Here is a 24,448-nt window from a genome sequence, read left to right as displayed (position 1 = left end):
AAGACGCCTTATTTCTAAACCTTAAAGTTTATAGGTGTTTATCCCATGCAGTGTATTACAGGTCAAACTTAGTTTCATCCAATAGCTTCACAGCAATGGCATGATTTTCAGCAATTTTCTCTAGCGCTAGAGTATCAGCCTTAAAGTCACCCCATGATGCTACAAGTTCAGAACGCTTCACACCTTCTTTCACTGGGTACTCATAGTTTATTTCTGCGTACATTTGCTGAGCTTTGTCGCCAGTTAAAAACTCCATAAGCTTCAGAGCGTTCTCACGGTTTGGAGAGTGCTTAGCCATCGCCATGCCACTCACGTTTACATGTGTGCCGTTAGATTCTTGACCAGGGAAGTTAATGTAAACCGATTCAGCCCACTCGACTTGCTTAGGATCGTTAACCATTTTACCTAAGTAGTAGCTGTTACCTAGAGCTAGGTCACACAGACCCTCTTTAATCGCTTTAACTTGTGCGCGGTCGTTGCCTTGAGGCTTACGAGCTAGGTTCGCCTTAACGCCTTCAAGCCAAGTTTTCGCTTCTGCTTCACCGTAGTGCGCCACCATAGAAGCCACTAGCGAAACATTGTATGGGTGCTTACCACTACGAGTACAGATCTTGCCTTTGTACTCCGGGTTAGCTAGGTCTTTATAATCAAAATCAGAGCCAAGCTTGCCTACACGATCACGAGAAGAGTATACGTTACGTGCACGTAGAGTTAGAGAAAACCACTCGCTTTCAGGGTCACGATATTGAGCAGGAACATTTTCATCGATCACTTTGCTATCAACGCTCTGTACAACATCTTTATTGCTTAACTCAACCAAGCGACTAATGTCTGTAGTCAACACTACGTCAGCTGGGCTGTACTCGCCCTCTTGAACTAGTTTCTCAGCGATACCTGTATTAGAGAACTTAACATTTACCGTGATACCCGTTTGTTTAGTAAATTCATCAAACATTGGTTCAACCAAAAATGGCTGGCGGTAAGAGTATACGTTCACTTCTTCTGAAGCTGATGCGATTGGCGCGAATACACCGCTAATAGCAGCAGTCAACACAAGTAATTTTTTCATTCTAGTTCCCTTAATTGAAAGTGAGAATAGTTATCAATGCGTTTATTATATTCAAGAACTCGTTTCAAACAATGATAAAACACAACTAAAATGCGATTTATTTAACTTTACTGTCAATTTATGTGATTCAGCTTTGTAAAAATAAGATTTAAAGCACTGAGATTACGTCCAAAAATATAACTCATAGTGGATAAGTTCTACTAAATTCACACATATTCCACACAAAAAAAGGCCTACTTTAAAGTAGGCCTTTCGTTAAATGTTTGATTTAAAGAATTATGACTTCACTGTCATGAATTCTGGGTAAGCACCGATACCACAATCGTGAACGTCCATGCCTTCCATCTCTTCTTCTTCAGTAACACGGATACCCATAGTGGCTTTTAATACAGCCCACACAACCATACTTGCACCAAATACCCAACCGAAGATTACTGCTGCACCAAGAAGCTGAGCACCAAAGGTTGCATCACCGTTGCTTAGAGGCACAACCATCAAGCCAAAGAAACCACACACACCGTGTACAGAGATAGCACCTACTGGATCATCAATCTTGATTTTATCTAAGCCTACGATACTGAATACTACGATTGCACCGGCTGCTGCACCAACACTAACCGCAGCAAGTGGTGATGGGGATAGAGGGTCAGCCGTTATAGCAACCAGACCAGCCAACGCACCGTTAAGAATCATAGTAAGATCAGCCTTACCCCAAGTTGTCTTACACACTAGAAGCGCAGCGATTGCACCTGCAGCTGCAGCCGCGTTAGTGTTTAGGAAGATTTGACCTACAGCGGTTGCGTTTTCAAAATCAGAAACCATTAGCTGAGAACCGCCGTTGAAGCCGAACCAACCAAACCAAAGGATAAACGTACCTAGTGTCGCAAGAGGCATGTTTGAACCAGGGATAGGGTGAACTGAACCGTTTTTACCGTATTTCCCCTTACGAGCACCTAGTAGAATGACACCTGATAGTGCAGCTGCTGCACCTGCCATGTGAACAATACCTGAGCCAGCAAAATCACTGAAGCCCGCTTCTGATAGGAAACCACCGCCCCAAGTCCAGTACCCTTCCATCGGGTAGATAAAGCCAGTAAGAACGACTGTGAATGCAAGGAAAGCCCAAAGTTTCATACGTTCAGCTACAGCACCAGAAACCACTGACATTGCAGTCGCTACGAACACTACTTGGAAGAAGAAATCAGATTCTAGAGAGTGATCTGCCCCTTCACCTTGTGTTCCAATTAGGCTGCCAAATGATGGTAGGTAACCGCCACCGCTATTGTCTACGTACATGATGTTGTAGCCTACTAGCAAGAACATAGTACAAGCGATTGCGTACAACACGATGTTTTTAGTTAAGATTTCAGTGGTATTTTTAGAGCGTACTAAGCCTGCTTCTAGCATGGCAAAGCCTGCTGCCATCCACATAACTAACGCACCTGAAATAAGAAAGAAAAAAGTGTCTAGTGCGTAACGAAGTTCCGTTACTGTAGCTGTAAGTTCCATAATAAATTCTCTTGTCCGTTATTCTTAAAGGGCTTCTGTATCCATTTCGCCTGTACGAATACGTACAGCCTGAGATAGGTCGTAGACAAAAATCTTGCCGTCACCAATCTTGCCTGTGTGAGCTGCTTTACTAACAGCTTCAACAACACGGTCAACGTTCTCAGCCTGTGTTGCGATTTCTAGCTTAACTTTTGGCAAGAAATCCACTTGATACTCTGCACCACGGTACAACTCAGTGTGACCTTTCTGACGGCCAAATCCCTTAACCTCAGAAACAGTCATACCTTCAATTCCCACATCCGAAAGTGCTTCACGGACATCGTCCAGTTTGAAGGGTTTTATAATTGCATTGATAAGTTTCATCGCTTTCCCTCTGCATAATTAATTTCATCAACACTTTTACATATACAAAGGGCGTGCCAAGTTTTTAAGGGTATGAATTTAAAGGATTTATAAGATAAAGAAGAAAAGAAGTGAAATTAATTGCACAAGATTGGTGCACTAGACTCACCAAAAATGAACAAATGTTAAAAAATGTCACAAGATTGTGCAATTAAGGAGGCAAGGGCCTATCTGCCTGTCGTTAGAAAACGCTGCCATTGGTGGATAAGGGTAGAGAAGTCCTCTAAGCCGCACATTCCAGAACTTTCGCAATCATAGAAGTCCATATCTGGTTCAAAGTCTTGTTCATATTGCTGCAGCAATACGTTTTCTTGTACGGTCACTTCGCCTGCTTCAATACTGATGCTGATTTCTGTACCGGGAAGATTAAATACGTCCGCTAGATTGTTTTCCGCCTGTGCTATCAGACTCAGAACTTGGCTGATCTTTTCCATGTCTCTACCAATTTCTTCATTCAGCCAACGACCAATAATCTCGTGTCCCATGCTGCATTGAACGGAGTATTTTCCAAATACGCGTCTAAATTCAAACTCCATAACTCAACCTATACTGCAATAATAACTAAGCGTCACAAGCTCGGCAGTATACCATTATCTTTTTAGAAACGAGCATATTGACGCATTTGTCGTTACTATCCTGCTGATAGTGCCTGAAACAGATACCTGTATATATGAGACCCTTTTATGCAACTTAATGAAATGATCGCCAGACAAATTGTTGAACGAACAATGAAGATCATTCCCTACTCTATTAATGTCATGGATGATCAAGGGCGTATTATTGGTTCGAGCGATGCTACTCGTTTGCACCAAAAGCATGAAGGCGCAGTACTGGCTATCACTGAGTCTCGCGTCGTGAATATAGATGAAGCGACGGCTGAGCACCTAAAAGGCGTGAAACCTGGCATCAATCTACCTATCCTTTTTCAAGATAAAGTCATTGGCGTGATCGGTATTTCAGGCACACTGCAGCAAGTGCATCATTTTGGTGAATTAGTCAAAATGACCGCTGAGCTTATTGTCGAACAGGCTGCACTAATGTCACAGGTCGAATGGAACAAGAGGCACAGAGAAGAGTTGGTGTTGCAACTGATCCGTGGCAGCACTCTAAATGACATGCAATTACAGGCTATTGCCCAGCGTTTGGATCTTGATCTTAAACAACCACGGATTGCTGCTGTCGTAAAGGTTCTCCCTATAGGCAATAAAGCACCTTCCTTAGAGAACCTGCAGCAATTAGTGCATCTATTAGAATATCCCGAGCGCGACAACCTAGTCGGTATATTATCCGTTTCACAAAACGAAGTGGTCGTCCTAAAGCCTATAATGTTGGCCGGAAAAGGTTGGTCTAAAGAGGCTGAAACTAAACGTGTAAATCTGCTTCTTAAAAGAATTAAAAAAGAAGCTAAGTTTCAAATCAAAATTGCGCTAGGAGATTACTTTCCTGGGCTCGCGGGACTCGCACGTTCTTACGATACTGCCGAATTGACCATGCACAGCGTCGGTAATCGCTCTGGCGAGGTGTTCTTTTATCAAGACCATCGACTCCCAGCCATCATGAGTAGCCTATTGGAAGACTCCTGGATTCGCGAACAGCTAGAGCAATCTTATCTGCTATTACAGAAGCAAGACGGAAAAGGGCTGCTTATCAAAACTCTCAAAACATATTTTAAACAGAATTGTGATTCAGCTCTCACCTGTAAGGAACTACACATTCACCGCAATACTCTGCGTTACCGGATAGATAAAATAAATCAAATAACCTCTCTAAATATCAATAACATAGATGACTTATTTCAACTGTACATAGCCATCAATCTATTCCACTGGAAATAACCATAATTGTGCAGATGCACAATTAACAACGTCCTAAATGGCTGTTTATTTGTAACAAGTGCTAAAGACTTGTCACTCCTACCTCTTTATATTTGCCGAAAAATTACAAATTGTTACTTGGGAAATATCACATGATTGAAGTTTCAACCCTCGGCGCACTTGCCGCTCTTGTAGTGGCTATAGCGCTGATTCTAAAAAAAGTTCCACCCGCCTACGGCATGATTATTGGTGCCTTAATTGGCGGTATTGTTGGTGGTGTATCACTGACAGATACCGTCGGCCTAATGATCGGTGGCGCTCAAGGCATAGTCACTGCAGTTCTACGTATATTAGCGGCGGGTGTGTTAGCGGGTGTACTCATCGAGTCTGGCGCCGCAACTTCTATTGCTGAGACCATAGTAAAGAAAGTGGGCGAGACGCGAGCACTTCTAGCGCTTGCAGTGGCCACTATGATCTTGACTGCCGTTGGCGTATTCGTCGATGTTGCTGTTATTACTGTATCCCCAATTGCTCTAGCGATTGCTCACCGTGCGAATATTTCCAAGACAGCAATCTTGCTAGCAATGGTAGGTGGCGGTAAAGCAGGTAACGTTATGTCGCCAAACCCAAATGCGATTGCAGCCTCTGATGCGTTTAATGTTCCTTTGACCTCTGTAATGGCTGCCGGCGTTATCCCTGGCCTATGTGGCATGCTATTGGCGTACTTTATAGCTAAGCGCTTAGTCAATAAAGGTAGCAAGGTTTCAGCATCTGAAATCGTAGCAGTCGACCATAGTAAGTTACCTTCATTTAGCGCTGCGATTGTTGCACCTTTAGTCGCTATTGCCCTGCTGGCACTTCGTCCTATTGCAGGCATTAATGTTGACCCACTTATTGCGCTACCTCTTGGCGGTCTTCTTGGTGCAGTGGTCATGGGACGCTTCAAAGATTCTAACCAATTTGCGGTTGCCGGTTTAAATCGTATGGCTCCCGTAGCCGTAATGCTTCTTGGTACGGGTACCCTAGCGGGCATCGTAGCCAACTCTGCATTAAAAGGCGGACTAATTGATATCTTGACGGCGTCAGGTTTACCTTCCTATCTATTAGCTCCAATTTCTGGTGCGATGATGTCCCTTGCTACCGCTTCAACTACAGCCGGTACAGCGGTTGCTGCTAGTGTCTTTAGCCACACTATTTTAGAGCTAGGTGTTCCCGCTCTTGCTGGTGCTGCAATGATTCACTCTGGTGCTACCGTTCTTGACCACATGCCACATGGTAGTTTCTTCCATGCCACAGGCGGTGCTGTACACATGGGTATTCGTGAACGTCTTAAGCTGATTCCTTACGAATCTGCAGTAGGTCTGATGATCGCGTTTGTTTCTGTGATGATCTTCGGTGTATTTGGTCTGTTTGTTTAAGTTTAAGGGTTTCAACATGAAAATTATAATTGCTCCTGATTCATATAAAGAAAGCCTATCTGCAATGGGTGTTGCTCAAGCGATTGAAGATGGCTTTAAACAAGTAATGCCTGACGCTGAGTACATTAAACTGCCTATGGCGGATGGTGGTGAAGGCACAGTTCAATCGCTAGTAGATGCGACAAGTGGCACTATTACTCAGCATCCTGTTGTTGGCCCACTAGGTGACATCGTTGAAGGCTTCTACGGCATGTTGGGTGATAGCAAAACTGCGATCATTGAAATGGCAGCAGCTTCAGGTTTAGATTTAGTCGCACCAGAAATGCGTAATCCGCTCAAAACCACTACCTATGGTACGGGTGAGCTAATCAAAGCCGTATTAGATAAAGGTGTTGAGCATATTATTATTGGCATCGGCGGTAGCGCGACCAATGATGGTGGCTTGGGAATGGCACAAGCGCTTGGCATTCGCATGCTAGACGCTAAAGGTCATGAACTCGGCTTTGGTGGTGGTGAATTGTCAAAACTGGCAACAATAGACCTAAACAATCTAGATTCACGCCTAAAAGATGTGCGTCTTGAGGTTGCATGTGACGTTGATAATCCATTGTGCGGTCCAAAAGGGGCATCACAGGTATTCGGTCCACAAAAAGGCGCAACACCAGAAATGGTTGAACAATTAGATGCCAACCTTGCCCACTATGCCAACATCATAAAAGAGCAGTTAGGAGCTGATGTTATCAACCTACCGGGTGCGGGTGCCGCTGGTGGGCTTGGCGCAGCGCTCGTTGGCCTGCTAAATGCTGAGCTTCGCCCTGGCATTAATATTGTCATGGATGCTGTAAATCTAGATGACGTTATCGCGGGTGCAGATCTTGTTATTACAGGTGAAGGTCGTATTGATAGCCAAACCATCCACGGTAAAACGCCGATTGGCGTTGCACGCACCGCCAAAAAGCATAACTTACCCGTCATTGGTATTGCTGGCTGCCTAGCTGCAGATTGTAGTGTGGTTCATGCACACGGTATCGACGCGGTATTTTCAGTTGTAAACCGCTCGGTAGATCTGCCAACAGCACTAGCAGAAGCAGCTGAGAATATTGAGCTAACCGCTCGTAATGTGGCTGCGCTGTATATGATGAAGCGCTCGATATAACAAAGCATAAGCTATTCTCGATACAAAAAAGGCCGCTATAAAGCGGCCTTTTCGTATTTACAGTAGCTCAGACATTATGCTGGTTCTTGGAAAATCACCGTGTCTGCTTTTTCTGTGTACTCTCCCATGCGATGGAAGTTCAGGTAACGGTAGGTATCCGCTGCCGTCGCATCTATCTGCGATGAGTACTCTAGATATTCTTCTTTAGTCGGAATGCGACCTAAGATAGCACCTACTGCAGCCAGTTCTGCTGAGGCCAAGTAAACGTTCGCGCCAGTACCTAAACGGTTAGGGAAGTTACGAGTCGACGTTGACATTACTGTCGCTTTATCTGCAACGCGTGCCTGGTTACCCATACATAATGAACAGCCTGGAGTTTCGATACGAACCCCTGCACGTCCAAAGATGCCGTAGTAGCCTTCTTCTGTCAGCTGGTCACGGTCCATTTTGGTTGGCGGAGCAACCCAAAGACGCGTATCCAACTGGCCATTGAATTTCTCCAATAGCTTACCTGCAGCTCGGAAGTGTCCAATATTAGTCATACATGAACCGATGAAGACCTCATCGATATTCGTACCTTGCACTTCAGATAATGGACGAGCATCATCAGGATCATTTGGCGCACACAAGATTGGCTCATCGATCTCTGCGAGATCAATCTCAATCACGTGAGCGTACTCAGCATCAGCATCAGCAGCCATAAGCTCTGGATTATCTAGCCACTCTTGCATAGCCGTAATACGACGCTCGATAGTACGACGGTCACCGTAGCCTTCAGCGATCATCCACTTAAGCATAGTAACGTTAGAGTTAAGGTATTCTTCGATAGACTCTTGAGATAGCTTAACCGTACAACCTGCCGCACTTCGTTCTGCAGAAGCATCAGAAAGTTCAAATGCCTGCTCTACGCTCAGGTGTTCAACGCCCTCAATCTCAAGAACGCGACCAGAGAATTCATTAATCTTACCGGCTTTTTCAACCGTCAGTAGGCCTTGCTTGATGCCGTAATAAGGAATGGCATGAACCAGATCACGTAGCGTGATACCTGGCTTCATCTCACCTTTAAAGCGCACCAAGATAGACTCAGGCATATCAAGCGGCATAACACCCGTCGCAGCAGCAAACGCTACAAGACCAGAGCCAGCAGGGAAAGAGATGCCTAGAGGGAAACGTGTATGTGAATCACCACCTGTACCTACCGTATCAGGAAGTAACATACGGTTTAGCCATGAGTGGATAACGCCGTCACCTGGACGAAGTGATACGCCGCCACGGTTCATGATGAAATCAGGTAGAGTATGGTGAGTGTTCACATCAACCGGTTTTGGATAGGCTGATGTGTGACAGAAAGATTGCATCACAAGATCAGCCGAGAAGCCCAAGCAAGCAAGGTCCTTCAGCTCATCACGAGTCATAGGGCCTGTAGTATCTTGAGAGCCCACAGTAGTCATCTTAGGCTCACAATATTGACCAGCACGTACGCCTTCAACGCCACATGCTTTACCGACCATTTTTTGAGCTAGAGTGTAGCCTTTGTCAGATGCCAACGGGTCAATCGGCTTAGCAAATAAATCAGTCTCTTCTAAACCTAGAGATACACGCGCTCGACTCGTTAAACCACGACCTACGATAAGTGGAATACGTCCACCAGCTCGAACCTCATCAAGCAATACTTTGCCTAGTTCAAAACTAGAAATATCTTCGCCGTTTTTGCGTACGACACCTTCGTATGGGTAGATATCAATGACATCACCCATATTCATTTTTTGAACATCTAGTTCAATTGGCAATGCGCCGGAATCTTCCATCGTGTTGTAAAAGATAGGAGCAATCTTACCACCTAGACAGATACCGCCTGTGCGCTTGTTTGGTACAAATGGGATGTCATCACCCATAAACCAAAGCACGGAGTTTGTTGCCGACTTACGTGAAGAACCTGTACCTACAACATCCCCAACATAAGCAAGTGGAATGCCGTCTTTTTGTAGTTCTTCAATTTGAGTGATAGGACCAACATTACCCTGCTCATCAGGATGGATACCTTCACGCTCCATCTTCAGCATAGCTCTGGCATGTACAGGAATATCTGGACGTGACCAAGCATCAGGCGCAGGTGATAGATCATCAGTATTGGTTTCACCGGTGACTTTAAATACTTTTACTGTGATTTTTTCTGCAACTTTGTCTCTTGAAGTAAACCACTCAGCATCCGCCCATGATTGAACTACTTGCTTCGCGAATTCATTACCCGCTTTTGCTTTCTCTTCTACATCGTAGAAGGCATCGAACATAAGCAGAGTATGAGAAAGTGCTTTTGTCGCAATAGGAGCCAGTTCAGTGTCATCTAATAAACTAACAAGGGGTTCAATATTGTAACCACCCTGCATTGTGCCAAGCAATTCAGCCGCTTTTTGCTTACTGACTAGTGGTGATTCAACCTCACCCTTAGTAACTGCGGTTAGAAAGCCTGCTTTAACATATGCAGCTTCATCTACGCCCGGCGGAATGCGATTTTCTAGAAGGTCTAAGATGAAGGTTTCTTCACCTTGAGGTGGGTTCTTAAGTAATTCAACAAGTGCAGCCACTTGTTCTGCGTTTAGGGGCTTTGGAACCACTCCCTGTTCAGCACGCTCAGCTACGTGTTTGCGATAAGCTTCAAGCACAACATCATTCCTCTGGTTGTGGTCTGTAAGCTAAAAAGCTACAGACATCCTTTGATCAGACACCTTGTCCTATTGTCGTAATATTTCTGCAACATTTATGCATCGCAGTGAACAAGGGCCAAAATGGTGTACCGAGAATATCAAAATTAACCTTAAATTAAAATCTCGCCATTTTGACCAACATAGCAACTTAGGATGAAATCTTTTACAATTTGTGTCTAAAAATGCCACCAGAGGTGTTATTTAAAGGCCGTGCCTATGATCAAATACACTGACCCCATACCATCTTCAGTATGACCGTAACCAAGAATTACCGGCCCCACAGGGGAATCTATACCAGCAAATACAGATCCTGCAACGAACAGTGGCGCATTACTAATATCGTTGTCATCACCAGTCCAAACACCACCATATTCTATTGAGCCACCTAAGTAGACCGGTGATTGGAACATACCAAAATCATTTTCAAACCATTGATAGCGATAAACTAGCTTAGTAAATACCTTATTCTGACCTATTAAACTATTTCTTGGGATGCCGGATAGGTTTTGAAAGCCACCCAAATCATACGGATCAATAGGCACAGCACCTGAATTATTAGCGTCGAATAAACCCAATTCAGCGGTAGCAACTAAGGTATGTTTTTCAAAGAAAGTCGCAGCGCCTACTAAGTCCATCTTGTACTCGTCGACTCTTTCATTTTCTTCTGTCGTTGCTCCTTGATTTTCAACTGAATCAAATGAACTAATGTATTCGAGGTAGACCAATGATCCGCGAGTTGGGAAAGATAGACTATCCAATGTATCGTGAAGGTATCGTGCATACAGCGCTTTTCGTTCAAAATTTGAATCACCTAGAGTCGGAAGTGTCGATAGCTCGGCCTCGCCAAGAGTATAGCGAATACCTACTTTTACTTCATTCCACAGCGCGGGTTGTAAGCCAATCCCCATATCTGCAACAAACTGCTTATAGCTAACAGGGACATAGTTCTTTGTTTGAGACAAATCATCTATATCACCGGATATGGATGCCAACGCTACGTTCCGACCTTCATCGGTATATTTAACGGTAAGCGTATTAAACAGTAATTGATTGGCAAAAAATGGGGCATAAAGATCAGCAGAAATCAGCTTATCAGTACCTAACTCTAAATTGGTACGTAACTCTGCTCCTTGACGACTCAAGTCGGTAAAATTAATGGAGGCCCCTAACCCGTATTTACTCTCTGTAGTAAAATCATCTTCTAGATAAAACCTAAAGTTAAGGTAATTAGGCCCCCAATCTTTTTCATCTACACTCACAACAATCGCATTCTCATGCTCCCGTTGCTCAACACGGTAAGTGATTTTTTCAAAGCGATCTAATGCGTAGAGACGAGTTATCCCCTCTTCGATCTCTTCTGGAGTAGGTTGCTGCTCATCAACTGTAAGGTCTAGACGATGGCTCAATATATCGGAGTTATAATGACTCTGATTTTGAACCTCAATAGCATCAATGGGAATCTCATCACCCATAATCAAAAGCTCAGCTTTAAGTGCTTTGTTCTTGATATACGTTGCATACTCTTCTTCGGACAGCGAGTAGCGCTTTAGCTTGCCGCGATTGGCCATTGCCGCTTCGTAGCCTAGCTCATAAGCCTCTGGCATAGCACTAAAATCTGTCGTCCCTATGGCACCAACTTCAGGCTTTAAATAGGTATCATCTTCAGTCAGTAATTCAGCCTTTTCTAGGGTGCTACGCTGTACTAAGTAATTGGAGAGTTGGCCACCGACATCCAAAAAGCTTCTCAGCTCTTCTTTGGTTTTGTAATTACTTGATATATCGACGGCAATAACATATTCCGCGCCCATATCCTTAGCTAGATCGACAGGCATGTTATTAACCACACCACCGTCTACCAGCATTCTTCCGTTCACTTCATATGGAGGCAGAGCGCCGGGTACCGACATAGACGCCATCATGGCATCGACTAGGTAACCTTTATCAATAACGACTTCTTCAAGCTCGACAATATCAGTTGCCACGGCGCGGTAGCGTATCGCCATATTATCAAAGGAGTCCATGGCCGGAGGATTACGAGAAGTTTCTCGCAAGATACGTAGCATCCCCTGCCCTTGAACAACACCCTTAGGCGTTTTAATGGTGCCCATACCAACACCTAGGTCAGTATTCAGCTGATAGCGGTCTTCGTATTCTTTGTCACGCAGGCGGCGATCTGAACGGTTTACTTGATCACGATAACCGGAGTTCCAGTCAACGGTGGTCAAATAACCTTTAATTTGATCGGCACTTTGTCCTGTAGCATAAAGCCCACCGACGTACGAACCCATACTGGTACCAGTGATGATATCAACAGGAATTCTCATCTCTTCAAGGGCTTTAAGTACCCCGATGTGAGCTGCACCTTTTGCCCCACCACCAGCGAGAACTACGCCAATGGTAGGTCTAGATTTTGATTTAACTGATTGAGACTCAGTTGAAGTTGCAGACTGCGCATGCACAGCAAAAGCAAAAGCTGCACATATGCCAACGAGGAATGTGTTACGAAGCAATTGATATTCCTATAAATCCGTTTACTAGAATACCCTTAAATCTAACACACTTTGTGACAAATCATTGGACCTACCATGGTAATATTTTTTTAAACCAAGGCTTTGCGCTAGATTCACACTCTTCTAGTGCCAAACCACTCTCATCCCAAACTGGGAGTTTAAAGTCACTACTGCAATCTACCGCTAGGCTCCCATCTTCCAACTTACGATAACCTAGAGTACGAATGCCTTTCGGCCAAGGCAGACTAAGAACCTCGGGTTCTCGATGCTTTAAGTAATCGGCATAGACTCTTAGAGCGCCTGATGATCCAGTCAAGTGAGCTTGCTGATTATCATCACGTCCAACCCAAAGTGTCACCACTTCTCTGCCGTCCACGCCAACAAACCAGCTATCACGACCATCATTACTGGTGCCCGTTTTTCCTGCGAGTGCATAGCGAGAGTAATTGGCAGATAGATAGCGACCCGAACCCTCACTCACGACTTTTTTCATGGCAAAAGTAGTAAGCCAAGAAGCTTGCTCAGGCACTACCTGCTGAGCACGAGGGAACGATTGATAAAGCACCTCATCTTCTTGGTTTTTCACTACTCGCAGAGCGCTCAAAGGCACTTTCCGTCCTGAGTTGGTTAGTGACTGGTACATTTGCGCTACTTGATACGGTGTTAGCGAAAACGCACCAAGGAACATCGAAGGTAGAGGGCGAACCTCATCCTCACCTACACCAAGCTTTTCAATGGTTTTCTGTACATTTCTAATACCTAGCGTCATACCCAGTTGCACTGTTGGTACATTCAAGGACTGAGCAAGTGAACGATAGAGCGGCACATCACCACGGAACTTTCTATCAAAGTTTCTTGGTGTCCAGTTGCTTCCCTTATTTCCTTTGAGTGAAATAGGTTCATCAACTAAGGTGGTAGCCAATTGATACTTATCTGGTTGCATCAGCGCATCCAGATAAACAGCTGGTTTAACCAAAGAGCCTATTTGACGAGAAGCATTCAATGCACGGTTAAAGCCGTCATAGCCAGTACGTCGTCCCCCGACCATGGCGCGAATTTCACCCGTTTGTCTATCTACAGCAATAGCGGCTGCTTCCAACTGTTCTGGTTTCCCTTTCTCAAGTCTTGGTAGGGTTTCCATTACTGCTTTTTCCAGCATTGACTGAGAAACAGGATCTAAGGTAGTAAACAAGCGTAGCCCCGCATGCTGCTGAAAATCTTCACCTACATATTGATTTAACTCGTTTTTAAGCTGTTGAAAGTAAGCGGGTTGCCGACTCGCTATCTGTGGCGTTTTTTGCAGATCCAACTCTCTATTTACCGCTTGTTGGTATTGTTCTGAATCGAGAGTCCCCTGCTCAAACAGCAATTTAAGGATCAAGTCTCTACGTTCTTTAGCTCGCTCTGGGTTACGAATAGGGTTGTAATACGATGGCCCTTTGACCAATCCAACAAGCATTGCCATTTGGTCAATACGCAACTCTTGGACCGGTTGTCCAAAATAGAACCGAGCCGCCAAGCCAAACCCATGTATCGCCTCACCGGCACTTTGTCCAAGGTACACCTCGTTCAAATACGCTTCTAGAATTCTATCCTTGTCATATCGATGATCGATAATAAGCGCGATTAAGGCCTCTCGAACCTTACGCACTAGCGTTTTCTCTCTCGTTAAGAACAGGTTTTTACTCAGCTGTTGAGTCAAAGTACTTCCACCTTGTACCGCACGCCCGGCCTTCAGGTTCACAACAAAAGCACGTGCAATTGCGGTAAGTGATACACCATCATGCTGATAAAAATCTCTATCTTCAGTGGTTAGCAGTGCATCTACTAAAAACTCTGGATAGTCTTGGCGCTTAACAAACAGTCGTTGTTCGGTAACATCTTTTTCCAGCATTCCAAGCATTTTCGGCTCCAGACGTAAGAAACCCAGCTGTGCTTTTTTCTCTACCGATTCAATTTTGGTGACGCTAGAGCTATTAAAATGAAGCATGACATGGCGCTCAGCCTCCGGACCATCCTGAAATTCAAACGGGCGACGAATAAGCTCTATCTTGGTGCTAGAAGCCGAATACTCTCCAGGGAATTTAGGGTCACGTACCTTGCGATAATGTAAAACATCTAACTCTTTTAGCATTTGAGAATGCGTAATTTCGGTTCCTGGAGCGAGGTTTAATATACGTGCATAGACGACGGTAGGTAGATCGAAAAGCTGCCCTTCAAAGCGGCGCTCTACAATCGTATTTAGATAAATCATCACAAAGGCAAGCACCGCGAATCCGGTAAGCCCTAGTTTCCAAGTAATACTCCAAAGCTTCTTCAGCCACGGTCGAGAGGCTTTTTTATTAGCTTTGGTATTTTTAGAAGCTGGCTTTCTCGGCGCTGTTTTTTTTGCCGGTGTCTTTTTGGCTTGTGGCTTCTTCACTTGACGACTTTTTGGCGGAGTCCGTTTCTCTGGCACGCTATGATTCCATTTATAGTTTAATTACTTAGCACTGAGGTTTGTGGCCTCTACTTAGAGTTATTTAAGATGACGTTTAGTTTTACTCGTCGCTTGGTGTGAGGCTGGGTCATCTGGCCACGGATGCTTAGGATAGCGACCCTTCATCTCTTTTTGCACCTCTTTATACGCTCCATTCCAGAACCCCTCTAGGTCTTGAGTTACCTGCAATGGTCTCTGTGCAGGAGAGAGTAATTCAAGAGTCACTTTAACTCTACCTTGCGCTACCGTTGGCGACTGAGGTTCACCAAACATTTCTTGTAGCTTGATGGATAGTTTAGGGTTCTGTCCTTCACTGTAGTGAATGGCTTTTGTCGAACCTGAGGGCACCTTTAATGCTTTGGGCAGTAATGTATTGATTTCTTGGTTTAGTGGCCAACCTAATTCAGCATTGAGAATATCCAGCATATTCAACCTTTGTAATGCTTTTACTGAACGGACATTATCAAGGTGTGGTAACAACCACTCTTCGATATTATTCAACAATCCTTGATCGCTCCAATTTGGCCACTCTTTCTCTGGAAGCCAAGCTCGAGCGCAATTGACCCGACTTCGTAGCGCCTGTGAATCTTTGTTCCAAGGCAATATTTGCAAACCTTTTTTAGCGATGTAATTCAGCAATCCTTTAGCCAACACTTGCGACGATATTTCAGAGGGCGAAATCGGCTTACGTTTTATCACCAATTGACCCAAGCGTACTTGATGCTCGGCTAACATAGCTTGTTTTTCATCACTCCACTGCACCACATCTTCTTGTTCAAGATGATGATAAGTTTCAAGGTCCATCAAGCTGATAGGTGCTGCAGCTAAAACTCGGCTAGCAGACTGACGCCCTTTCTGTAAATTGGCAACCGCTAAGTACTCATCGCTAGATAAGCGGCTATTCTCATCCACAAATGCGCCATGACCAGAGGAAAGTTGGTACTGATGGCCACTAAAAGAGCGACGCTGTCCTATACGATCAGGAAATGCAAAACTTAGGCATACACCTACCTGGCCTGTTTGTATCGATGCTGCAGAAAACTTACGTTGACACCTTGCCGCTAAATTCTCGATTCTTCTTTTCAGCGCACCTTGCTTGGGGTGTTTCTTATCCGCAAACAGAGCAACTTGAAATGCGGTATCGTCATTATTTCGCATCGGCTCTTCCCATACTGCAGTCGTCACCAACGCGGTATGGAAAAGCGGTTCAGGCGCACGTGAAAGCATGGCTCCCAGACGAGGTTCTAAACCCAATTGTAGAGCTTGCTTCCCCTGTTGAGTCAAAGTTAAGTCAGAAGTTAGTAAGGTTAAGCGTTGTAATAATGCCGCAGCTGCACTTACCGACACGGTGGACGGTTGGTCGACAAATTGCAGTTCAGTGAGATCACCACTCCCCCACTGCACCGCTTCAAGCATTAAAGGCGCTAAATCGGATCGCAGTATCTCTGGCATAGTGTGGGAGGGGTTTTGATTGAACTGTGATTCAGAAAATAGTCTTATGCAAATCCCGGGCTCAGTTCGGCCAGCTCGACCTGCACGTTGAATAGCCGATGCTTGCGATATCCATTTCTGCTCAAGACGGGTGATACCACTGCTCAAATCAAAGCTCGCTCGATTCTCAAGACCTGAATCAATAACGATTCTTACCCCCTCGATAGTGAGTGAGGTTTCCGCAATATTAGTGGTCAACACTACTTTTCGTTCACCTTCATTGCATGGCTGTATTGCCTGCTGCTGAGCTGCAAAGTCCAAGCCACCGTGTAAGGGAAGCACCTTAAGCCTGTTGGTCTGTGATAGATCATTGGTCAATGACTCTAAGCAAGCATTAATTAGCCCTACACTTGGTAGAAAGACAAGAATCGAACCCCCCTCTTCGTTTATTGCTTTGTTGGTTTGCTGGCAAATATGGGCGATTAAATTTTGATTTGGCTTAAGCGGGGCGTATCGCTGCTCAATAGGGTAGCCACGTCCTTCAGAGGTATGAATCGCAGCATCGGGCATAATTGAATGCAGGCCTGCTTGGTCAAGCGTTGCTGACATCACAACAATCTTAAGTTGCTCGTTGAATACTTGCTGCACCTCTAGAGCCAGAGCTAAGCCGAGGTCAGCATGAATACTCCTTTCGTGGAACTCATCAAATAACAGCAGTTCAACACCGCTAAGCTCAGGATCTGATTGAATCATGCGAGTAAGGATGCCCTCAGTAACTATCTCAAGCCGAGTAGAGGCACTGGTTTTACTTTCGCCACGGATTCGATAACCCACGCGATGCCCCGCAGCCTCGCCAAGTTGCTTAGCAATAAAGTTAGCAATACTCTTCGCCGCCAGTCGTCTTGGTTCAAGCATAATGATCTTGCCCTGCCACTGCGGGTCAAGGAGCAATTGCAAAGGCAAAAAGGTAGATTTACCCGCGCCAGGAGGGGCTTGAATAATCAACTGAGAATTGAGCTTAAGAGAGGCGGTAATATCCTCTAAAATTGCGCCAATAGGCAAATTGGATAGTGCTTGAGTCAAGAGAAGGGCCTATGCCATGATGTGTCCTTGGTCAATTCTACCCAAATGATTTAGAAATGGAATTTTCTCCTCCTTTACAAAGTGGCGTTTTAATCAAACGCTATAAGCGATTTCTTGCCGATCTTACTTTAGATGACAGTTCTGAACTTACCATTCACTGTGCCAACACAGGAGCAATGACCGGTTGTGCTGAACCGGGTAATAAGGTGTGGTTCTCTACTTCTGATAATCCTAAACGTAAATACCCCAATAGCTGGGAGTTAACAGAAACAAAAGCGGGGCATCGTATCTGCGTGAATACTATCCGCGCCAATGCACTCGCTATTGAAGGGATTAAAGAGGGGCTGATTAAAGAACTCTCAGGCTATGAAGAACTCAAAACTGAACAGAAATATGGTTCTGAGAATAGTCGTATTGATGTTTTGTTGCGCTCATCGGATAAAACCGACTGCTATATTGAAGTAAAGAGTGTCACTTTACTTTCTAATGATGAAGGCTTGGGGCAATTTCCGGATGCAGTGACGACTCGTGGACAAAAACATCTTAGAGAGTTGACCGAAATAACAGAATCAGGACAAAGAGCCGTACTTTTGTTTATTGTTTTACATTCAGGTATTGAAAAGGTGTCCCCTGCAACCCATATAGATGAGCATTATTCAACTTTACTAAAACAAGCGCAAAAATCCGGAGTTGAAGTACTTTGTTACAATGCAGATCTATCCATTGATCAGATGAAGATCTCGCGCAAGTTACCATTTTACGGGCTGTAAAATGACGAATTGTTCACAGTTATTCGTACAGCTGTAAATGTAACTAACAGACTCGTTGCTAAAACAAGGACTTTTTGCTATAGATACCCGCCTTAAATTAAGCCACTTAGTGGTTTGATAAGGTTATTAGGAGATGCGGTATGCCAGAATCTAAGAAAAAAGCGCTAGGCATTCTAGCCATAGCAGGCGTTGAGCCGTACCAAGAAAAAGCTGGTGAAGAGTACATGTCACCAGAGCAGATGGCTCACTTTACAAAAATTTTAGGAGCTTGGCGTGACCAATTGCGTGAAGAAGTAGAACGTACAGTTGTACACATGCAAGACGAAGCGGCAAACTTCCCAGACCCTGTAGACCGAGCGTCTCAGGAAGAAGAGTTCAGCTTAGAGTTACGTAACCGTGACCGCGAGCGTCGCTTGATCAAAAAGATCGAGAAAACTCTAAACAAGATCGAAGAAGACGAATTCGGCTTCTGTGATTCTTGTGGTGTTGAAATTGGCATTCGCCGTCTAGAAGCTCGCCCAACAGCCGATCTTTGCATTGATTGCAAAACGCTAGCTGAGCTTAAAGAAAAGCAGATGCAAGGCTAACGCCAACAAAGTAATAGTTTAAACTAAAGGGAGCCTAGGCTCCCTTTTTCATACCAATCACACTAAGTAAGTGATCATTCTAACTTGTTAATTAGTACGATTGGTATCAATCATAAGTGTTTGTATGGATTACATTGGACGTTTCGCCCCTTCCCCCTCTGGCCCTTTGCATTTCGGCTCTCTAGTCGCCGCGCTGGGTAGCTATTTTCAAGCTAAAAGCCAACAAGGTACCTGGTTAGTCCGAATGGAAGACCTTGATCCACCAAGAGAAATGCTGGGAGCTGCTGATCTTATTCTCAAAACCCTAGAAGCGTATCACCTCTTTTGGGATGGTGAGGTCATGTATCAGAGCCAACGACATTCTATATATCAATCACAGATAGAACAGTGGCTTACAGAGAATAAGGCCTATTATTGTCAATGTACCCGCAAACAAATCAAAGCCAATGGCGGGTATTATCTTGGTCACTGTAGAGAGCAACATCTTCAAGCTGAAGGTTGCGCTGTTCGTATAAAAGTTAATACCCCAATAACAGAGTTTTACGACCTTAAGCATGGTAAAACGGCTATCCCTCAAGCTATTGCTGAAGAAGATTTTATCATTAAACGTCGTGATGGCTTATATGCGTATAACCTTGCAGTCGTGATTGACGATATTGAACAAGGTGTCACTGAAGTCGTACGTGGCGCCGATCTTATCGAACCTACAGGGCGACAAATTGGTTTGTACAATACTCTTGGACAAACGCCCATACAATATCTGCACTTACCACTGGCGGTCACTGAAAATGGTGCCAAGCTCTCTAAACAAAACCATGCCGATGGCATTAGTATCGAGAACCCAATTCCGTCATTGCTTCAAGCTATGCAGTTTTTAGGGTTTACTCTCCCAGAAAGCATCGATACAGCCAAAATTGATGAAATCATCACCTGGGGAATTAAACATTGGCACTTAACTCAACTTCCAGTAGAGACTCAAATCACAACCTTGTTCTCAAATCGCGTCAGCTAGGCTATTATATGCGCGGATTTGAAGCTGATTCAGACCAAACCTTTATTAAGTGCAACACTAACTGTTGCGCTCTCGTTCCTACTAAAAAAGAAACCGACAAACTCGATGACATCTGATTTCGATACCAAACACTCAGTTGGGAAAATAGACCTTACTATCTACCCAAGAGACAAACACAATATCTCTAGAGAGCATATCAGTGAGAATGCGCTCAAGGTATTGTATCGATTACAAAAAGCTGGATACGATGCGTTTTTAGTAGGCGGTGGCGTCCGCGACCTTCTTTTAGACAAATCGCCAAAAGACTTTGATATCGCCACTAATGCAACTCCAGAGCAAATCAAACAATTGTTTCGCAATTGCCGCTTGATTGGCCGTCGCTTTAGACTGGCACACATCATCTTTGGTCGAGACATTATCGAAGTCGCCACCTTTAGAGGCCATCATCAAGAACCCGAAAAACAAACTGCGGTTCAATCTGATGAAGGCATGCTGTTGCGAGATAACGTCTATGGCAGCATAGATGAAGATGCTGAGCGCCGCGATTTCACTATCAATGCTATGTATTACAACATTGCAGATTACTCTATCCATGACTATGCCAATGGCATGCAAGACTTGAACGAAGGTATGGTTCGCCTTATTGGTGATGCAGAGGTTCGCTATCGCGAAGACCCTGTTCGCATGCTGCGTGCAATCCGTTTTGCGTCTAAGTTAGACATGGATATCAGCTTTGAAACCGCTAATCCGATTAACTATCTTGCGCCTTTACTTCAAGGTATTCCGGCGGCACGTCTATATGAAGAATCTCTCAAATTACTTCAATCCGGCCACGGTTTAGATACCTACGATCTTCTGCGTGAATTTGGTTTGTTTGAGCACTTGTTCCCACAAGTCGCTGCACTATTTACTGAAGAAGAGAACTCAAAGAGCGAGCTAATGATAGAGTTGGTACTGGAGTCGACAGACCAACGCATTGCTGAAGGAAAACGAGTCAACCCTGCCTTCATGTTCGCCGCTATGCTGTGGTACCCGCTAGAGGTCTATGCTGCACGCCTGATGGCAGAGCAAGGCATGAGCGAATACGATGCCATGATGACCGCCGGCAATCATATTCTTGACGAACAAGTTCGTAGCACTGCGATTCCTCGTCGTCATACCGCAACTATCAGAGAAGTGTGGCAACTACAGTCTCGTCTAGAGCGTCGCTCTGGTAAGCGAGCATTCCGCCTGCTTGAGTTGAATAAATTCCGCGCTGGATTTGATTTCCTTGAGATGCGTGGCGAAGTTGAACAAGGCGATACTCAAAAACTGGCTCAATGGTGGCATACCTTCCAGCACTCAGGCCGAAATATGCGCCAAGCAATGGTCAATGATCTAGCAAGCGGTGGTAAATCAGGGAGTGCACGTCGTCGTCGCCCTGCAAAGAAAAAACCGAAGAAAACCAATTCATGATTAATGCGTATATTGCAGTAGGAAGTAATCTTGGTGATCCTGTCGCTCAAGCAAAACAAGCGATAGAAAGCCTAAAAGATCTTCCTCGCAGCCGTGTTATTCAGGCGTCTTCGCTTTACAGCAGTACGCCTATGGGGCCTCAAAACCAACCCGACTACATTAATGCTGTCGTCAAAATCGAAACTGAACTACAGCCTCTAGAGCTTCTTGATAACACTCAGAAGATAGAGAATGAACAAGGGCGTGTGCGCAAAGAGGAGCGCTGGGGACCTAGAACTCTTGATCTCGACATCATCCTTTATGGCGATGAAACCATCGACCTACCACGCTTAGTGGTGCCTCATTACGGTATGCGAGTAAGAGAGTTTGTACTTTATCCTCTTCTAGAAATTGAACCTAATTTAATACTTCCAGATGGAAGTGCACTGTGCAAACTGATCGAGTCCGTGGACAGAAATGGCTTGCAAGTGTGGGACAGAAACTAAGTCCAGCTTCCAGTAAAAGGCCTAGAAATGAAAAAAGTAACTATCAATACGCTAATGAAGCTTAAAGAAGAAGGTAAAAAATTTGCTTCTTCAACTGCTTATGACGCAAGCTTTGCTCAACTATTCGAACAACAAGAGATGCCAGTGCTTCTGGTTGGCGACTCGTTAGGAATGGTGCTTCAAGGCAAACCTGATACGCTTCCTGTTACCGTCGAAGACGTCGCTTATCACACTCGCTGTGTACGTGCAGGTAGCCCAAATAGCCTTCTTATGGCTGACATGCCATTCATGAGTTATGCAACGCCAGAGCAAGCCTGTCTAGAAGCAGCAAAGCTGATGCAAGCGGGCGCCAACATGGTAAAACTAGAGGGCGGGTCTTGGTTGGCTGAAACAGTGCGCATGCTTACCGAGCGAGCGGTTCCAGTGTGTGCTCACCTTGGACTTACGCCACAATCTGTAAACATCTTCGGTGGTTTCAAAGTACAAGGCCGCGATCAAGAACAAGCAGATCAAATGGTCAAAGATGCACTTGAACTTCAAGCTGCTGGTGCTCAAATCGTTCTTCTAGAATGTATTCCTGCAGCGCTTGCCGAACGTATCACTCACGCATTGAGTGTGCCTGTTATTGGCATTGGTACAGGTAATGTTACTGACGGCCAGATTCTTGTTATGCACGATATGTTCGGCATTTCAGCTAACTACATGCCGAAATTCTCAAAGAACTTCCTAGCAGAAACGGGCGATATGCGAACAGCGGTCACTAAGTACATCGAAGATGTAGAGAGTGGTGCATTCCCAGGTCCGGATCATACGATTGCTTAGGGGTGAACATGCTAACGATTGAAAATACCGTTCAGCTTCGAGAGCAAATTCGTCGCTATAAACAGGCTGGAAAAACCATTGGCTTTGTACCGACTATGGGCAACCTTCATCAAGGGCACCTAACTCTGGTTCGCAAAGCTAAAGAATTAGCCGATGTCGTGATAGTAAGCATCTTTGTAAACCCAATGCAGTTTGGTAACCCAGATGACTTGCAGAATTACCCTCGCACGGTAGAGCAAGATATTGCTTTGCTTGAGGATTTAGGTACAGAGCTTGTTTTCACGCCAACACCCGAAATCATGTATCCAAAGGGATTGGACAAGCAGACCTTTGTCGAAGTGCCTCTGCTATCAAACATGCTCGAAGGCGCTTCGCGTCCCGGTCATTTTCGTGGCGTAGCCACTATCGTCACCAAGCTGTTTAACTTGGTAAGCCCTGATGTAGCCTGCTTTGGTGAAAAAGACTTCCAACAAGTGGCTGTTATTCGCCAAATGGTTGAAGACCTAGCTATGGATATCGACATAGTTCCAGTGCCAACAGTACGCGAGCAAGATGGCCTTGCCATGAGCTCTCGTAACAATCGTCTTACTGAAGATGAACGTAAAATCGCGCCTGCTGTCGCAACTATCATGCATGAAATGGCAGACCGTTTACTCCTTGAACCACTAGATTCTAAGGCTGTAATTTCATTTGGTGAACTGCGTCTCAAAGAAGTTGGTATGACACCCGACGAGCTATTTATTCGCGATGCAGATACTCTGCAAGACATCACTACTGAAGCTAAAAATGCGGTAATTTTAATGGCGGCATTTTTAGGCTCTGTTCGTTTAATTGATAACAAAATCATTCAGTTAAGCTAAATAGACCTTTTATACATAGTAAAGCGGCAGTTGGTATTCCAACTGCCGCTTTTTATTGTTCCCAAGATGTATTGGTTAACAGGTTTGATGGCCATTCATAACCAACACCAAAATCAACCAATAAAGCTACTGCCATTAAGGCTAAACGTAGCGCTTTAATTATTTAACCGCCAAGAGATTGGGTGTCATTGATACCGCGCGAATGTGATTAACCAGTCTTACCGCTTCATCCAAAGTCCTACTAGGCATATCAAAGTCACGTAGTAGTTGCTGACCATGCGCTTGGAAACATGCCCATCCCTGATTGATGATTGATACTGCCATACAAGCTAAGTGGTAGCTGATTTCATCGGGAACGTCTAGTTCGGCAAATGGGCGTAGGTTTAGCTCATTAAACCCACCTTCTGGCAATGGCAATGGACCACGACTCATAAAGTAACCGTTGGTTACTGACATACGCGATACAGCGTAGTTGATGGCAACCTTATCTTCATTGCTAAGTAGTTCTAAATCTGTTTCATCTTGTTCTACACGTAGGGCAATACGTGTCGCTGTTCGAACGTATGCTGCTTGTTTAACGGTGAGTAGTTTTGACGCTTTTTCAACTTCTGAATATGAATCGTAGTTTTGCATGGTTTGTTACCTAATTTCGAATATAAACAAAACCACTTCCATGTGACCATAGGGACAGTCTATTTAGAGCCACGGCTTATTGATGGCATGGCTGTTGTGGGTGCACCTGCTACATGATTATCGTAATGAAATACTGGATGCGCATCGTTCTGTGCGTCACGATAATTGCCAGTATCAGAAGCGTTGGCTGCGAATGCGAATACTGCTAGTAAAGCGATAGTTAAGTTTTTCATGATCTTCTACCTGTA

20 protein-coding genes are annotated in these 24,448 nt (G+C 44.6%); 10 read left to right on the top strand and 10 right to left on the bottom strand.

Going from position 1 to position 24,448, the window contains the following annotated elements; translation table 11 throughout:
- Positions 1-55: 55 nt before the first annotated feature.
- The 4 genes from OCU48_RS02540 to OCU48_RS02525 form a co-directional block, all read right to left on the bottom strand.
- Entirely contained in the window at positions 56-1,069 is a 1,014-nt protein-coding gene (locus tag OCU48_RS02540; protein WP_141347151.1) for a Fe(3+) ABC transporter substrate-binding protein, read from the bottom strand.
- A 276-nt stretch (positions 1,070-1,345) separates the two neighbouring features.
- Entirely contained in the window at positions 1,346-2,578 is a 1,233-nt protein-coding gene (locus tag OCU48_RS02535) for an ammonium transporter (RefSeq protein ID WP_141347150.1), read from the bottom strand.
- Positions 2,579-2,602: 24 nt separating this feature from the next.
- Positions 2,603-2,941, bottom strand: a complete 339-nt coding sequence (gene glnK, locus OCU48_RS02530; protein WP_017028386.1) for a P-II family nitrogen regulator — start codon at positions 2,939-2,941, stop codon at positions 2,603-2,605.
- Between the two features lie 206 nt (positions 2,942-3,147).
- Positions 3,148-3,516 (bottom strand): YacL family protein, encoded by a 369-nt coding sequence (locus tag OCU48_RS02525; protein ID WP_141347149.1) that lies wholly within the window; start codon positions 3,514-3,516, stop codon positions 3,148-3,150.
- 147 nt (positions 3,517-3,663) lie between these two features.
- Here OCU48_RS02525 and OCU48_RS02520 point away from each other — a divergent pair, with 147 nt between their 5' ends.
- From OCU48_RS02520 to OCU48_RS02510, 3 genes are all read left to right on the top strand, one after another.
- A complete protein-coding gene (locus OCU48_RS02520; protein ID WP_141347148.1) occupies positions 3,664-4,815 on the top strand; it encodes a sugar diacid recognition domain-containing protein in 1,152 nt (383 codons plus the stop codon).
- A 131-nt stretch (positions 4,816-4,946) separates the two neighbouring features.
- Complete coding sequence (locus tag OCU48_RS02515; protein WP_141347147.1) at positions 4,947-6,212, top strand: GntP family permease; 1,266 nt, start codon at positions 4,947-4,949, stop codon at positions 6,210-6,212.
- Between the two features lie 16 nt (positions 6,213-6,228).
- A complete protein-coding gene (locus OCU48_RS02510; RefSeq protein ID WP_141347146.1) occupies positions 6,229-7,368 on the top strand; it encodes a glycerate kinase in 1,140 nt (379 codons plus the stop codon).
- 74 nt (positions 7,369-7,442) lie between these two features.
- Here the strand turns inward: OCU48_RS02510 and acnB are convergent, their stop codons facing one another.
- The 4 genes from acnB to hrpB all read right to left on the bottom strand — a co-directional run bounded on the left by acnB (position 7,443) and on the right by hrpB (position 17,576).
- Complete coding sequence (acnB, locus tag OCU48_RS02505) at positions 7,443-10,031, bottom strand: bifunctional aconitate hydratase 2/2-methylisocitrate dehydratase (protein WP_141347145.1); 2,589 nt, start codon at positions 10,029-10,031, stop codon at positions 7,443-7,445.
- A gap of 239 nt (positions 10,032-10,270) precedes the next feature.
- Positions 10,271-12,583 (bottom strand): patatin-like phospholipase family protein, encoded by a 2,313-nt coding sequence (locus OCU48_RS02500; protein WP_141347144.1) that lies wholly within the window; start codon positions 12,581-12,583, stop codon positions 10,271-10,273.
- Between the two features lie 70 nt (positions 12,584-12,653).
- Positions 12,654-15,041: a penicillin-binding protein 1B gene (mrcB, locus tag OCU48_RS02495; RefSeq protein WP_141347143.1), complete on the bottom strand. Its 2,388-nt coding sequence runs from the start codon at positions 15,039-15,041 to the stop codon at positions 12,654-12,656.
- A 60-nt stretch (positions 15,042-15,101) separates the two neighbouring features.
- Positions 15,102-17,576, bottom strand: a complete 2,475-nt coding sequence (hrpB, locus tag OCU48_RS02490; RefSeq protein WP_141347142.1) for an ATP-dependent helicase HrpB — start codon at positions 17,574-17,576, stop codon at positions 15,102-15,104.
- Between the two features lie 56 nt (positions 17,577-17,632).
- Between hrpB and sfsA the strand changes: the two genes are divergently transcribed.
- From sfsA to panC, 7 genes are all read left to right on the top strand, one after another.
- Entirely contained in the window at positions 17,633-18,346 is a 714-nt protein-coding gene (sfsA, locus tag OCU48_RS02485; RefSeq protein WP_141347141.1) for a DNA/RNA nuclease SfsA, read from the top strand.
- A gap of 140 nt (positions 18,347-18,486) precedes the next feature.
- The gene (gene dksA, locus OCU48_RS02480; protein WP_017028396.1) at positions 18,487-18,933 is read left to right on the top strand and encodes an RNA polymerase-binding protein DksA; all 447 of its coding nucleotides are present in this window, start codon (positions 18,487-18,489) and stop codon (positions 18,931-18,933) included.
- Positions 18,934-19,057: 124 nt separating this feature from the next.
- A complete protein-coding gene (gene gluQRS, locus OCU48_RS02475) occupies positions 19,058-19,945 on the top strand; it encodes a tRNA glutamyl-Q(34) synthetase GluQRS (protein WP_141347140.1) in 888 nt (295 codons plus the stop codon).
- A 105-nt stretch (positions 19,946-20,050) separates the two neighbouring features.
- On the top strand, positions 20,051-21,400 hold the full coding sequence (gene pcnB, locus OCU48_RS02470; protein ID WP_141347139.1) for a polynucleotide adenylyltransferase PcnB: 1,350 nt from the start codon (positions 20,051-20,053) through the stop codon (positions 21,398-21,400).
- Complete coding sequence (folK, locus tag OCU48_RS02465; RefSeq protein WP_141347138.1) at positions 21,397-21,885, top strand: 2-amino-4-hydroxy-6-hydroxymethyldihydropteridine diphosphokinase; 489 nt, start codon at positions 21,397-21,399, stop codon at positions 21,883-21,885. Before pcnB ends, folK begins: the two co-directional genes overlap by 4 nt.
- Positions 21,886-21,912: 27 nt before the next feature.
- Positions 21,913-22,707, top strand: a complete 795-nt coding sequence (gene panB, locus OCU48_RS02460; RefSeq protein WP_141347137.1) for a 3-methyl-2-oxobutanoate hydroxymethyltransferase — start codon at positions 21,913-21,915, stop codon at positions 22,705-22,707.
- Between the two features lie 8 nt (positions 22,708-22,715).
- Positions 22,716-23,567, top strand: coding sequence for a pantoate--beta-alanine ligase (panC, locus tag OCU48_RS02455; protein ID WP_141347136.1), 852 nt, complete (start codon positions 22,716-22,718; stop codon positions 23,565-23,567).
- 159 nt (positions 23,568-23,726) lie between these two features.
- Here panC and OCU48_RS02450 read toward each other — a convergent pair whose 3' ends face one another.
- The gene (locus tag OCU48_RS02450) at positions 23,727-24,200 is read right to left on the bottom strand and encodes a hypothetical protein (protein WP_141347135.1); all 474 of its coding nucleotides are present in this window, start codon (positions 24,198-24,200) and stop codon (positions 23,727-23,729) included.
- A 59-nt stretch (positions 24,201-24,259) separates the two neighbouring features.
- Positions 24,260-24,433, bottom strand: a complete 174-nt coding sequence (locus tag OCU48_RS02445) for a hypothetical protein (RefSeq protein WP_167496236.1) — start codon at positions 24,431-24,433, stop codon at positions 24,260-24,262.
- Positions 24,434-24,448 lie beyond the last annotated feature (15 nt).

The sequence above is a fragment of the Vibrio inusitatus genome (assembly GCA_024346935.1).
Taxonomy (GTDB): domain Bacteria; phylum Pseudomonadota; class Gammaproteobacteria; order Enterobacterales; family Vibrionaceae; genus Vibrio; species Vibrio inusitatus.
The sequence above is the reverse complement of the archived record's forward strand: the minus strand, read 5'-3'. Positions and strand labels throughout refer to the sequence as shown.